The following is a 13,885-nucleotide window of genomic DNA, read 5'->3' as shown; positions in this document are numbered from 1 at the left end:
TGGCAGTCTAATTTGATGAACCCGCCGCGATATGGCCTGCGGCCTGCTCCATCCATGTCCAGAGATAGGCGGCGAGACCGCGGTCGACATGGATGCGCAGCCTGTCCTGGCGGCGATAGACGACGGCGTTGATGCCGGCGAAGGAAAACGCGGCGCTCGCACTCGCTTGGCTGGGGTCGAGCGTCGTTCCACGCGCGATGAAAGCGTTGAGCGCCGGGCCTTCGACCTCGAACACCTGCAGCCCGGCGCTGATCTCCGTCACGGCGAAGCCTTCTGCGTGCCAGCCCTTGGCGATGGCGAGCGGGCTGTTCGACACGGCCAGCAGCCGGTCGCGCGCCAGCCGCGCCGCATAGCGGTCGCCTTGCGCGGTGCCGAAGGCCCCGACAGCGCTGCAGTCCACGCCGGATACTCGCGCCCAGGCGTCGAGATCGCCGCTGACCAGCAGTTGGTTGAGATCCGGGATCGCTCGCACCACAAGGCCGGGCGCGGTGATGACCGCCGACTGCCAGTCCGGCGCGACGGACCATTTTTCCGCGAGATCACGCATGCAGCCGCTCTCCTGCGGGGTCGAAGGCGCAAGGGGCGGCGATCGTCGCCGTCCTGAGCTTGCCGAGATGCTGGATTTCGATCGCCTCGCCATGGCGGGCGGCGCCACGTTCGATCAGGCCAAGCGCGACCGGCCGGCCAAGCGTCGGGCTTTGGTAGCTCGAGGTGACAAAGCCCTGGCTGTTTAGCTTGCCATCGCTCCGTCTGATGCCATGCGCGCCTGTCGGCAGCGGCGCCTCGCCTTGCGGCACCGTCAGCCCGACAAGCTGCAGCCGGTCGCCGCGCGACGCTTCCTCGGTGAACAGCGAGCGGCGGCCGACAAATTCGGTCTGGCGCTTGCCGCGCGGGCCCTCGACGCCGAGATCGTGTGGCAGCGTGGTGCCGTCAGTGTCCTTGCCGATGACGATGAAACCTTTCTCGGCGCGCAGGATCATCAGCGCCTCGAGGCCGATGACAGCGACATCGAAGGCTTGTCCGGCCTGGCGCAGATGCGCCCATAGCGGCTCGGCGCGATCAGCCCGGATCGAAATCTCGTAGCTCCTGTCGCCGGTAAAACTGACCCGGGCGATGCGGACCTCGTCACCGGCATAGGTGCCATGGCCGATTGCCATGTGCGGCAGGTCGGCATCGTCGAGAGAGAGGCCGAGATCCAGCGCTTGGAGCAGCTTCCGGGCATTCGGTCCCGAGACGGTGAGCGTCGCCATCTCTGATGTGGCGTTGTGGATGTAGACCGCGTCGCGGCCAAAGCGGTCCTGGCGCCATTCCTCCAGCCGTGCATGCACCGCCGCGACATGCGAGGATGAACACGACACGATGAAGCGATGCTCGTCCAGCCGCACCAGCACGCCGTCATCGAAGACCACGCCGTTTTCCGACAGCATGAAGCCATAGCGGCAGCGGTCCGGCTTCAGCGTCGACATGGTGTTGTAGTAGATGAAATCGACGAACTCGGCCGCCTTCGGGCCGATCACCTCGATCTTGCCCAGCGTCGAACCATCGAACAGCGCGACCGACTGGCGGGCGCGCCGCGCCTCGTCCTGAATGGTGCCGTCCGCGTCGGCGCCGCCGCCATGGTGAGCCGGGCGCAGCCAGCCGCCATATTCCTGGAACACCGCGCCGCTGGCGCGATGTACGTTTTCCAGCGGCAGCCGGCGCACCGGCGCCATCAACTCGCCGGCGCGCGCGCCGGCAAAGCTCGCCAGCGGCACCGGCGTGAACGGCGGGCGATAGGTGGTGGTGCCGACCTCGGGCACCGTGCGGCCGGTGATCCCAGCCATCAGCGCCAGGCCGGGCAGGTTGGAGGTCTTGCCCTGGTCGGTCGCCATGCCGAGCGTGGTGTAGCGCTTGAGATGTTCGACCGAGACGAAGTTTTCCCGCGCTGCCAGTTCGACGTCCTTCACCGTCACGTCGTTCTGATAGTCGATCCAGATGCGTCCCTTCGAGCCGGGTATCGGCCATGCCGCTGTTATGCCGCCTGTCGCCTCCGGTCCGGTGCTGGCCGGCATTGCCGCTTTCGTCTGGCCAAGCGATGCAACCGCCTTCGCCGAACTGGCAAACACCTCCGACAAGGAAACCGCGCCGGCGGCCGCGCCGGCGACGGCAATGCCGTCGACCGGATCGCCCGGCAGGAAGGCGGCGCGCGCCTCGCTCCAGGCGAGCTTGCCCCTGGCCTGGCCGAAGAGATGAAGGGTCGGCGTCCAGCCGCCCGAGACCAGCACGCAGTCGGCATCGAGCCTGGTGCCGTCATCAAGCGTCACGCCCTCGACGCGCAGCCTGCCGTTGGCGGCGGCAAGCGCCCGCCCCTTGATCAATCGCACCTTGGCCGGGGTGGCGGGCATGCCATCGGGCCTGATGTCGACGAGCGTGATATCGGCGCCGGCCTCGGCGAGCGCCTGCGCGACTTCATAGGCGCTGTCATTGTTGGTGGCGACGACGACGCGCCGTCCGACGAGCACCGCATGCCGCCGGAGATAGGCGAGTGCCGCATCCGCCGATAGGATGCCCGGCAGGTCATTGTTGGCGAAGGGCAGCGGCCGCTCGATGGCGCCGGTCGCCAGCACGATGTGGCGCGGCCTGACTCGCCACAACGTGTCCGGCCGGCCGTCGGAATGGCGCTGGTTCAACCCGACCAGATTGTGGTCGTAGATGCCGAAGGCGGTGGTCGACGGCAGGATCAGGTGACCGCCAGCGGTTAGCGCCGCAACCGTCTCCTCGACCCAGACGGCCGCCGGCTTGCCGTCGATCTCGCCGGCGCGGTGGCCGAGCGATCCGCCCGGTCTCTGCTGGTCGTCGACAAGTATGACGGACAGACCCGTGCCGGCTGCAAGCCTTGCCGCCGCCAGTCCGGCCGGCCCGGCGCCCACCACCAGCACGTCGCAATGATGATTGATCTGGTCCGATGTTCCCGGCGAGGTCCAGTCCGTATCGACCTTGCCCAGTCCCGCCATGGCACGGATGCGCGGCTCGAACATATGCCAGTCCGGCCACATGAAGGTCTTGTAGTAGAACGCCGCCGGAATGAAGCGCGAAAAGCGGTCGAGGAAGGCGTTGCGGTCGGCCAGCGCATTGGGCGTGGCGTTGACGCTTTTCGCAACCAGCCCGTCGCGCGCGGGCTCGGTCGTGGCGCGCGTGTTCGGCGTCGCCCGGGGGCCGCCGATGTCGACCAGCGCGTTCGGCTCCTCGACGCCGGCGCCCCAGATGCCGCGCGGCCGGTGATATTTGAAGCTGCGGCCGACAACCGCCACGTCACCTGCCAGCAGCGCCGAGGCGATGGTGTCGCCGGCAAAGCCGTGCACGGTGGCGCCGTCGAAGCTGAAGCGGATCGGGCGCGAGCGGTCGATGGCGCTGCCGCCGGTGGCAAGACGCGAGGCGGTCACGCCGCGCGCTCCCCGCCAAGGGCGGCCGAGGACAGCACCTTGTGGGTGACGGTGTCACGGTCCATGACGAAGAACTCGCCGCAAGTCATGTGAACCCAGATTTCGCGCGTGGTGCCCTTCGGGTTGGTGCGCAGATAGAGATAGTTTGCCCAGCGGTCGATCGGCACTTGGGTGCCGTCCGGCCTGGCGTTGCCGGCATCGCCGCCATAGTGGAATTCGGTCTCGTCGCGCGGGCCGCAGAACGGGCAAGGGAAAAGCTGCATAAGATCCTCTAGTCTTTGCCTTTATGCATGTCGTTGCCCCAAAACCGCTGTGCACTTTTGGGCGACATGCATCAGTGCGCGATGCCGGAGCCGGCCGCTTCGTCGATCAGCCGTCCGCTAGCGAAGCGATCGAGGTCGAACGGGCGGCTGATGTCATTGTGCTTGCCGGTCGCCAGCAGGTTCGCCAGCAGGGTGCCGCCGGCGGGGATGGCCTTGAAGCCGCCCGTGCCCCATCCGCAATTGAGGAACAGGTTGGGGAGCGGCGATTCACCGATGATCGGCGAGGAGTCCGGCACGACGTCGACGATCCCTGCCCATTGCCGCATCAGCTTCAATTGACCAAAGATCGGGAACATCTCCAGCAGCCCGGCGATGACTGTCTCCAGCGTCGGCAAATTGCCGCGCTGCGCATAGGACGGGATGCGGTCGAGCCCGCCGCCAATGACGATCTCACCCTTGTCCGACTGGCTGACATAAACACCGCAGCCGGGCGACAGCACGACCGTGTCGAGGATCGGCTTGACCGGCTCGGAAACGCAGGCCTGCAGAGCATAGGAATTGATCGGCAGCCGGAAGCCGGCCTTGGCCGCCAGCACCGAGGAATGCCCGGCCACCGCCATGCCGATGCGGTCGGCGCGGATGGCGCCGCGCGTCGTCTGCACGCCCCGGCAGCGGCCGCCCTCGATGATGAAGTCGGTGATCTCGCAGTTCTGGATGATGTCGACGCCGAGCCGGCTTGCCGCCCGCGCATACCCCCAGGCGACCGCGTCATGGCGCGCCGTTCCGGCTCTGCTTTGCCAGATGCCGCCGAACACCGGGAAACGGGCATCGGCTGAGAAATTGTAGATCGGCGCCACCCGGCGCACATCCTCGGGAGAAAACAGCTCCGCATTGATGCCGTTGATCTGCATGGCGTTGACCGTGCGCGCGCCGATCTCCATTTCAGCGGTCGAGTGGCAGAGATTGACCATGCCGCGCTGCGACAGCATGACATTGTAGTTCAGGTCCTTCGACAGTCCCTCATAGAGCCGGTGCGCCAGCCCGTAGAGCTCGACGCTTTCGGGATAATAGTAGTTGGAGCGCACCACCGTGGTGTTGCGGCCGGTGTTGCCGCCGCCGATCCAGCCTTTTTCCAGCACCGCCACCCGGGCGATGCCGTGATTCTTGGCGAGGTAATAGGCCGTCGCCAGCCCATGGCCGCCGCCGCCGATGACGATCGCATCGTAGGTTGGCTTCGGTTCGGGCGAGCGCCAGGCCGGCCGCCAGCCGGTCTGGCCGGCCAGACCTTCCTTGAATAGCGACAGAGCGGAATAGCGTCGGGTCATGGCGTGCCCGACAAGCCTGATTTCCGGAAAGGAACGTCGATCATCACATGGTCTTTTGCACGGACGGCACCGGTTCGATTGGTCATGCCCGCATCGCCTTGCCTTGCGGATCGTATGGCGACGAAGCGATGACGCGCGCCCCTCTTTCGACGCCGACGATATGGGTTGTCAACTGCGTATCGATATCAGCCGCCTCGCGCTCGACGAGTGCCATGGCGAGGCTCTTGCCAACCGTATGGCCGTAGCCGCCGGAGGTGACGAAACCGGCAAGCCGGCCCTTGCTCCAGACGGGTTCGTAGCCGCTGGCATCGGCGTCCGCTGCATCGATCTCAAGCGTCACCAACGTGCGTCTGGATTCGGACTTCTGCTCTTTCAGAGCCGCCTCGCGGCCGACGAAGTCGCCCTTGTCGAAGGCGATCCAGCGGTCCATGCCGGTCTCGGCCGGTGTGTAATCCTGCGTGAACTCACGCGACCAGATGCCGAAACTCTTTTCGAGCCGCAGCGAATTGACCGCGCCGAAGCCGTATTCGGTGACGCCGAGGTCGCTGCCTGCCGCAAGCAGCGCTCGGCGCAGCCCCGCATGCTCATTGGCCTGGCAATGGATTTCGTAGCCGAGTTCGCCGATGACCGAGAGCCGCCCGGCCTTGGCTCGAACCAGGCCGACATCCAGCACCCTGCAGGCGAGGAAACCGAAGGCTTCGTGCGAGACATCCTGGTGCGTCAGCCGTTCGAGCAGGCGGCGGGCATTGGGGCCGGCGAGCGAAAAGCCGACGACCGTGTCCGAAATGTCGCGGACGGTGACGCCGTCGGCAAGGTGCTGTTCGAACCACCGCATGTGCCACTGGCGCAGATAGTAGGACCCCATGATCCACCAGCTCCCGTCGCCCCAGTTGAAGACGGTGAGGTCGCCCTTGAGCTTGCCGTTCCCGCCCAGCATCGGCGCGAGTTTTGCGCGACCTGGCTTGGGCAAGGCACAGGCGAGCAGCCGGTCGAGCCAGGCTTTCGCCTGTGGTCCGGTGATCTCGTAGCGCGAGAAGGCGGTGATATCGAGCAGCCCGACGCCCTCGCGCACCTTGCGGCATTCCTGGGCGACGATGTCGAAGGCGTTGGAGCGCTTCAGCGTCGGTGTTTCGACGAACCCTTGCGGCGCGAAATAGAGCGGCACTTCCATGCCCCAGGAATTGCCCCAGCGCGCGCCGGCGGCATCCATGCCATCATGCGCGCCGGCCGTCTTCAAGGGCCGCCCGGCCGGCAGCTGCTCGTTGGGATAGCTCATGACGAAACGGCGCGAATAGAACTGGCCGGTCGTCTGCCTGATGTATTCGCGGTTGGAAGCGAAATCGCCATAGCGGGCGATGTCCATGCCGTAGACGTCGGCTTCCGGCTCGCCGTGGATCATCCATTCGGCGAGAGACTTGCCAACGCCGCCACCTTGCAGGAAGCCGGCCATGACGCCGCAGGCCACCCAGTAATTGGGAACGCCGCGCACCGGGCCAACCAGCGGATTGCCGTCCGGCGAGAAGGTGAAGGCGCCGTTCACCCAGCGCTTGATGCCGGCTGTCTCCAGGCAAGGGTAACGGCTGAAGCCGAGCGCCAGCTCGTTGGCGATGCGATCGGTGTCCTCCTGGATCAGCTCGATGCCGTAATCCCACGGCGCGCCGTCCATGTTCCAGTGCTTGTGGTTGATCTCGTAGATGCCGAGCAGCAGGCCCTTCTGCTCCTGGCGCATGTAGGTGAAGCCTTCGAGATCGACGATCAGCGGCAACTCCCTGTCCAGCGCCTGGATCTCGGGCAGCGCCTCGGTGACGAGATAGTGGTGTTCCATCGGCGAAACGGGCAGGTCGATGCCGGCCATCCTGCCGACCTGCTTGGCCCACAGGCCGCCGGCATTGACGACATGCTCGGCAATCACCGTGCCTTTCTCGGTGACCACGTCCCAGCTGCCGTCGGCGCGGCGGTTGAGCTCCAGCACCCGGTTGTGCTCAATGATGTCGGCGCCGCGCCGTTTGGCGGCCTTGGCGTAGGCATGGACGACGCCCGATGGGTCGATATGGCCTTCGCGCGCGGCATAGAGGCCGCCCAGCATGCCGTCGGTGTTGAGGATCGGGCAGCGCTGCCTGATCTCGTCGACGCCGACCAGATGGACGTCGTCTATGCCCATCGTCTGGAAGATGCGGTAGGAGGCCTTCAGCCATTCCCAGCGCTCCGGCGCGGACGCAACCGAGATGCCGCCGGTCATGTGCATGCCGATGTTCTGGCCCGATTCCGTCTCGACTTCCGACAGAAGGTCGATCGTATAGGCCTGCAGCGCGGCGATGTTGGGGTCGGCGTTCAGCGCATGGAAGCCGCCGGCCGCGTGCCAGCTCGACCCGGCGGTCAGCACCTCGCGTTCGATCAGCGCGACATCGCTCCAGCCGAATTTCGCCAGGTGATAGAGCACCGAGGCTCCCACCACGCCGCCGCCGATGACGATCGCCCGGTATTGGGATTTCATCCTGTCGCACTCCACCCGGTTTTGCGGCGCAATCTATTGGCATTGTACATCTGTGTCTAGTGCATTGCGGGCAAGGGATCGCACCGTCGATGTGGCCCCTGTTGACGCCAACGCAACGGAAGGCGCCGCTTGCGCCTGTCGGGCAGAAACGAACGCGCTTTCTATTGGGAGTAAGCGAAATTGTCAGGTCGCGGCGACCGATGGCGGCGCCTACCGGTTGGCGGAAAGCGTCTTCTCGACATAGCGCGAGAAGTCCTCGATATCCTCCGCCGAAGGCTCTTTCCCGGTGAAGCTGCGCAGATACGACGCGACGTATGTGATGCGGCTGCTCATCGGCTCGTTGAGCTCCAGCGAGTAGTAGCCGATTTGCATGAAATAGAGCACGCGGGCTCGCACGAACGCGTCTTCCTCGTCATAGCCATGGCGCATGAACATGTCGCGAATGGCGTTGACGCGCTCCTCGTCGGCCTCGTCGAGCGCGCGCCTGATGGCGGGGGAGCGACGAGCCCAGGCCCTGATCGCGAAATCCAGCTGGGGATCGAACAGCCGCTCGTCCACCCAGCATTCGAAAATGCTCATCACCCCGCGGATGACGGTCGCGGAAGGTCGTCCGGCACGCTCGACGATGAACCTGGTGTTGGTCTGCCGCCAGTAGTCCAGCAACTGGTCGAGCAGATCCTGCCGGCTCTTGAAGTACCAGTAGAAGCTCGAGCGCGAGACATCGAGCTTCTGGCCAAGCGTCAGCACGCGGACGCGTTCGACACCATCGGAGATCAACGTTTCAAGCGCAAGCTTCAGCCAGTCTTCGCGAGTGGCCTTGATGTTGCCGGTGGCGCCGGCGCGCTGGATCGTCGTTTCGAGTGCCGCCATCAACCACGACGCATGGCACGCCGCATCGTGCAAATCAAGGCTATGGACATCTGTGTACAGAGCAATTCGATCTGGCTCGAGCGAGGCGTCACGGACGATGGCCGGGTTGTGGGCCAATAGGATGCTGTCGCCGCCACGCCACCGGCGTGACGGCAAGTCAGGGGATTTTTGTCGCGGCTACCGGCTCAGTGCGTGCTTTCCCGCAAGGCAATTGTCTGTCAAATACCAATTCAGACAGATGCCGCCGCGCGGCCAGTGAGCCAGGGAAAGACGAAGGACATGACTACCTTTAGAAAGAACCTCATCGATGGCGAATGGGTCGGCGACGCCGGTTCCCGCAACATCAACCCCTCGGATACCGGTGACGTCGTGGGCGAATATGCCTCGGCGGGTGTCGAACAGGCCAAGCAGGCGATCGCCGCGGCCAAGGCGGCGTTTCCGGCATGGTCCCGTTCCGGTCCGCTGGCGCGCCACGCGGTGCTGAAGAAAGCCTCGGACGAGATTCTGGCGCGCAAGGACGAGATCGGCCGCAACCTGGCGCGCGAGGAAGGCAAGACGCTGGCCGAGGGCATCGGCGAGACCATTCGCGCCGCCCAGATATTCGATTTCTTTGCCGGCGAAACATTGCGCCTGTCGGGAGAGGTCGTGCCAAGCGTTCGGCCGGGCGTCGGCGTTGAGATCACCCGCGAAGCGGTCGGCGTGGTCGGCATCATCACGCCGTGGAATTTCCCGATCGCCATTCCGGCGTGGAAGATCGCTCCGGCGCTGGCGCATGGCAACACCATCGTCTTCAAGCCGGCGGAACTCGTTCCCGAGAGCGCCTGGTCCATCGTCGACATCCTGCATCGCGCCGGCCTGCCGAAGGGCGTGCTCAACCTCGTCATGGGCAAGGGCTCGGTGGTCGGCCAGGCGATGCTCGACAGCCCCGATGTCAACGCCATCACCTTCACCGGCTCGGTCGGCACGGGAAAACGCGTCGCTGCTGCAAGCATCGAGCACATGCGCAAGTTCCAGCTCGAAATGGGCGGCAAGAACCCGCTGGTCGTGCTCGACGACGCCGATCTTGCGGTCGCCGTCGATTGCGCGCTCAATGGCGCCTTCTTCTCGACCGGCCAGCGCTGCACGGCCTCATCCAGGCTTATTGTGACCGACGGCATCCACGACCGTTTCGTCGATGCCCTCAAGGATCGCATGAGCAAACTGGTCGTCGGCGACGCGCTCGATGCACAGACCCAGATCGGCCCGGTCGTCGACGCCACCCAGTTGAAGCAGGACGAGGACTATATCGCCGTTGGCGTCAGGGAAGGCGCTACGCTCGCCTTCGGCGGCGAGCGGCTCGACCGCAAGACGCCGGGCTTCTATCTCAGCCCTGCGCTGCTGACTGAGGCCACCAACGCCATGCGCAGTTCGCGCGAGGAGATCTTCGGGCCTGTCGCCAGCGTCATTCGCGTCAAGGACTATGACGAGGCGCTGGCTGTCGCCAATGACACGCCTTTCGGGTTGACGTCGGGCATCTGCACCTCGAGCCTCAAGCATGCCACCCACTTCAAGCGCAATTCGGAGGCCGGCATGGTGATGGTCAATCTGCCGACGGCGGGTGTCGACTTCCACGTTCCCTTCGGCGGGCGCAAGGGGTCGAGCTACGGCCCGCGCGAACAGGGCCGCTATGCGGCGGAATTCTACACCACCGTGAAGACGGCCTACACGTTCGCAGGCTAAAACGGGCGCAGGCTAAAACGGGCGCAGGCTAAAACGGGCGCAGGCTAAACGGGCGCAGGCCAATCGGGCGCCGGCTGATCGGGCCGGCGAGCCGCCGCGCATCAAGGGACTGGACGGGCGCAACGCGATGACATTGCAGGACCTGACCTGGCTCAATCCGCCGCCGCAGCATTCCATCGACGGCGATGCCGTTCGCGTGCGCACCGGCAAGGAGACCGACTTCTGGCGCGAGACCTTCTACGGTTTCTGGCGCGACAACGGCCACTTTATATACCGGCCGGTCGAGGGCGATTTCACAGCCGAAGTCACCGTCAAGGGCGACTACGAGGTGCTCTATGACCAGGCCGGATTGATGGTCCGGCTGAGCGAAACGCATTGGGTCAAGGCCGGCATCGAGTATACCGACGGCGTGATGTACTTTTCCGTCGTCGTCACCATCGATGCCTCGGACTGGTCGCTGGCCACCATTCCGGCCAGTCCGGACGGGGTCAGGATCCGGTTGACCCGCCATGCCGAGACGGTCCGCATCCAGTATCTCGACGCTTCCGACGGCCACTGGAAGCCTGTGAGGCTTGCCTACTTCCCGCCCTCGAAGACGGTCGATGTCGGCATGATGTGCTGTTCGCCGCAACGCGAGGGTTTTGAGGTCACGTTCTCCGGTTTTTCGATTGGTCCGCCGATATCGCGGGAATTGCACGATTGACGCCATGTCAGGGACCCCGGGACGCCGCAACGCTGGACGGAGCAGATCGAGCATTTGACGGACCGGGACGAGTTGTGCGGACGTCTGCGGCCGCAAACCTGTCTCGAACCTCTCTGGCCGGAGCTTCGGCGGGCCGCTGTCTCACCACGGAACATGCAGGATTTCCAGCTTGGGCAAGCCGACCGGCCTGATGCCGAGATCGTTGGCAAGCGCGCCGAAGCCCTCTGTCTCGATCAGGTCCCGGTAGGGAATCTCGGGGAAGCGAAGGCCGCCGCGATGCAGCCTGGCATCGACCAGCAGCATGGTGCCACCGACGGCATCGAGGCCGATGACGTCGAGATGCCTGACATCGCTGAGATGAAGGCGGCTCGCCGATTGCAGGGGCGGTTGGTAAAGGCCGCCGCGTATATGGCGATAATAGCGATAGTCCTTCGTCGAACGCGTCGTGATGAAGCTGTTGAGATCAAAACTGGCGCCACCGGCGGTCTTGAGGCAGTTGGGAACCGCGATGCGGTGACCGGTTTCGATGAGGCGGTTTACGACGTCGCGCGGGTAACGCCATACGTCGATGTCGATCCACAGCGCCCAATCATCGTTCTCGCTCAACCCATGATCGATCAGATGGTTGCGAACCTTGGCAATCGTGCCGCGCCGGATGCGCTGCATCCGTGGCCTTGCCCGATCTATTCGGTCGAGGCTGGTGCCGACATGTCTTTGCAGAAGGACGACACCGCGATATTCGCCGGCTAATTTAGCCGTTGCCGCCTGCAGTCTTTCCCAGCTTCCATCGACGCTGTCGCCTTCGCAGAACACCAGCTTGATCCGGTCCTTGGGATAGTCGAGCGTCCGCAGGAGGTCGAGGAACGGCTGGATATGCTCGGCGGCGTCGCGAAGCGGCACCAGAATGGCGATGTTCTGGCCCGATGGCGGCGTTGCCAGAACGGCTGACGGGCTGACGCTTGCTTTTGCCGTGGCCTCGTCCAGATGCGCCCCACGCGTCAGATGATACCAGCCACGGTAGGCATGATTGCGAAGCTTGGTGAACCACCGTGGCGCCGGCTCCGGCGTCCACCAGGTGCCCGCCCAATGATGAATGGAAAGCGTTGTTCCACCGACTGGTTCCCTCGATCCAGCCGAATCCATCGGAGAGAACAGCGTCGAAGGATGTATGGCGAAGGCCTTCTGGTCGTCATAGTCGCGCTGGGCGGAGGTCAGCAGGCAAGGGCCGGTCGAGTCGAGCACGTCCTTGGCATGGGCCAGTCCGGGCAAAAGCGACAGCACATGCAGCCAGAAGGGATGCCTGGGCGGGCTGGCCATGGTTCCATTGAAGATCAGATAGGAAAGGCCGCGAAATTCCGCCTGGACGCCCGTGTGCGAGGCGGGTTCCGTGCACAGCACGACGCGGTCTTCGCCCATGATCCGATCGAAGGGAGCCACACATTCGCAGTCGATGTCGGCATAGACCCCGCCAAAATGGTAGAGGAGCAAATAGCGCGCCGCATCGGCGCGCCGGACGCCGTTCGAGTAGCCGCAGAAGGTCGGCAGGAAATCCGGATAGTGGTCGGCAACGAATTCCAGCAGCATCCGGTCGTTCCAGAACATGCATGTCCAGTCCGGATTGTGCCGCTTCCAGCTCTCGACATAGCCCTGGAAACGGGCAGGAACAACATCGTTCTTCCATGTCTGGTGAAGGATCGGAGGGATCATGCGCCGGCCTCTTCCAGCCCCAGCCCATCGCGAACGGCATTGCGGACCGCTCGCGGGCCAAATCTTGCCCATACCGCTCGATGCGCGCGAATGCGCTGCAGTGCCCTGCGTTCAGCGTCCAGGCAAAGTCCGACGGCCATCTCGGCAAGTCCTTCATCGGTATCCGATAGCAGCACTTCGTCCTTATCGACCAGATCCAGCCCCTCCCCTGCCAGTGGTGTCGCGATCACCGGCACCCCCCACGCCATCGCCTCCAGGATCTTGATGCGCGTGCCGCCGCCCGCCGTAAGCGGGATGATGCTGAGATGCGCCCTGGACAGCAGCGGCACCACGTCTTGCGGGTCCTCGACGAGCTCCACACCAGGCAATCCGGCCAGCGCCCGCACCGCCGGCTTGGGGCTGCGTCCGGCAAGAACCAGTCTCGCTGTTGGAAAAGCCTGCCGGATGCGGGGCAATATGGCGACGGCCAATCGCTCGGCGGCATCGACGTTCGGAGGATAGCCGAGATGGCCGACAAACAGGATCTCCGGAAAGCCGTTGTCGGTCACGGCTTCGGCGGGCAGCGTCTCGGGAATGTCGCCAGCGTGCGGAATTCCGTTCGGAACGACATCGATCGGCACCTTGTCACCGCAAACGGCCATCAGCCTTTCGCGATCGCTGGCCGAACAGACCCAGACCCTGTCGACAATGGCCAGCGCCTTTCTCTCCAGACGCCTGATGCCAAGGCTCGTGGCGATCACCGCGGCGGCGGATCGCGTCGCATCGACGCGCCGCAACTGTCCCGCCAGGTCGGACTCGACATTGTGCATGTCGAGAATGAGTTGTTTGGTCAGTGGTCTCAAAGGCCGCAGCAGCTTGAACAGGCCAATGCCCTCGACCAGCACCGTGTCGGGGCGGAAGTCCCGAACGAGTGTCTTGAGCCGAGCCAGGGCGGAGCGTGAAATGCGCTGCTCCGCGCCCATGCGCCACCACCCGATCGAACTGGTGCGGGCCTCGCCTTCGATCGACAAGGCCTCGATGCGGATCGGTGCATCGGCTGCTCGCGGCACCATGGCCCGCGGCCGCACCGACACCAGGCAGACGGGACCGAATTCGGCTGCCGCTTCGGCGTTGCGGCAGTTCCTCAGGTCGGCGCCGGACGTCGGTGGAAAGGCCGGATCGTGAGACACGACCAGCACGCGCCGCTCGGCGTTCCCCACGGAAATGGTACCGTCGGGTCGAGCGCCTATGGGATTCATGGCGAACGCCCAGGACTTTGCGTCGGGCGCTGCGCCGAAGGCTTTGTTCCAGACGGCATTCGCGACGGTCCCGAGCCACAAGAATCAGCTTCGACTTGTTCAGCCGAACGGGGGCGCTTCGTCAAGCGCCGGCATGCCGGCAGG

The 13,885-nt window shown here is 64.9% G+C and carries 10 protein-coding genes; 2 read left to right on the top strand and 8 right to left on the bottom strand.

The features are described from left to right. Positions 1-7: 7 nt before the first annotated feature. The 6 genes from OOJ09_RS26635 to OOJ09_RS26610 form a co-directional block, all read right to left on the bottom strand. Positions 8-547 (bottom strand): hypothetical protein, encoded by a 540-nt coding sequence (locus OOJ09_RS26635; protein WP_269908050.1) that lies wholly within the window; start codon positions 545-547, stop codon positions 8-10. Further along, positions 540-3,422 carry a sarcosine oxidase subunit alpha family protein gene (locus OOJ09_RS26630; protein WP_269908049.1) on the bottom strand — a complete coding sequence of 961 codons (2,883 nt, stop codon included), beginning with the start codon at positions 3,420-3,422 and terminating at the stop codon, positions 540-542. The genes OOJ09_RS26635 and OOJ09_RS26630 overlap by 8 nt, the downstream gene beginning before the upstream one ends. Then, positions 3,419-3,685 carry a sarcosine oxidase subunit delta gene (locus OOJ09_RS26625; protein WP_269908048.1) on the bottom strand — a complete coding sequence of 89 codons (267 nt, stop codon included), beginning with the start codon at positions 3,683-3,685 and terminating at the stop codon, positions 3,419-3,421. Before OOJ09_RS26625 ends, OOJ09_RS26630 begins: the two co-directional genes overlap by 4 nt. Before the next feature lie 71 nt (positions 3,686-3,756). Beyond that, positions 3,757-5,010, bottom strand: a complete 1,254-nt coding sequence (locus OOJ09_RS26620) for a sarcosine oxidase subunit beta (RefSeq protein ID WP_269908047.1) — start codon at positions 5,008-5,010, stop codon at positions 3,757-3,759. Positions 5,011-5,092: 82 nt separating this feature from the next. Next, positions 5,093-7,504 (bottom strand): GcvT family protein, encoded by a 2,412-nt coding sequence (locus OOJ09_RS26615; protein WP_269908046.1) that lies wholly within the window; start codon positions 7,502-7,504, stop codon positions 5,093-5,095. 210 nt (positions 7,505-7,714) lie between these two features. Beyond that, positions 7,715-8,374 carry a TetR/AcrR family transcriptional regulator gene (locus OOJ09_RS26610; protein WP_269908045.1) on the bottom strand — a complete coding sequence of 220 codons (660 nt, stop codon included), beginning with the start codon at positions 8,372-8,374 and terminating at the stop codon, positions 7,715-7,717. Between the two features lie 279 nt (positions 8,375-8,653). Here OOJ09_RS26610 and OOJ09_RS26605 point away from each other — a divergent pair, with 279 nt between their 5' ends. Beyond that, positions 8,654-10,093, top strand: coding sequence for an aldehyde dehydrogenase family protein (locus OOJ09_RS26605; RefSeq protein WP_269908044.1), 1,440 nt, complete (start codon positions 8,654-8,656; stop codon positions 10,091-10,093). Between the two features lie 127 nt (positions 10,094-10,220). Beyond that, positions 10,221-10,796 carry a DUF1349 domain-containing protein gene (locus OOJ09_RS26600; RefSeq protein WP_269908043.1) on the top strand — a complete coding sequence of 192 codons (576 nt, stop codon included), beginning with the start codon at positions 10,221-10,223 and terminating at the stop codon, positions 10,794-10,796. Positions 10,797-10,937: 141 nt separating this feature from the next. Here the strand turns inward: OOJ09_RS26600 and OOJ09_RS26595 are convergent, their stop codons facing one another. Then, positions 10,938-12,503, bottom strand: a complete 1,566-nt coding sequence (locus OOJ09_RS26595) for a glycosyltransferase (RefSeq protein WP_269908042.1) — start codon at positions 12,501-12,503, stop codon at positions 10,938-10,940. After that, entirely contained in the window at positions 12,500-13,741 is a 1,242-nt protein-coding gene (locus tag OOJ09_RS26590; protein WP_269908041.1) for a glycosyltransferase family 4 protein, read from the bottom strand. The genes OOJ09_RS26595 and OOJ09_RS26590 overlap by 4 nt, the downstream gene beginning before the upstream one ends. Positions 13,742-13,885: the final 144 nt, after the last annotated feature.

Source organism: Mesorhizobium qingshengii, from assembly GCF_027563465.1.
Classification (GTDB): Bacteria; Pseudomonadota; Alphaproteobacteria; order Rhizobiales; family Rhizobiaceae; genus Mesorhizobium; species Mesorhizobium qingshengii_A.
This window is presented reverse-complemented; position numbering and strand designations above follow the sequence as displayed.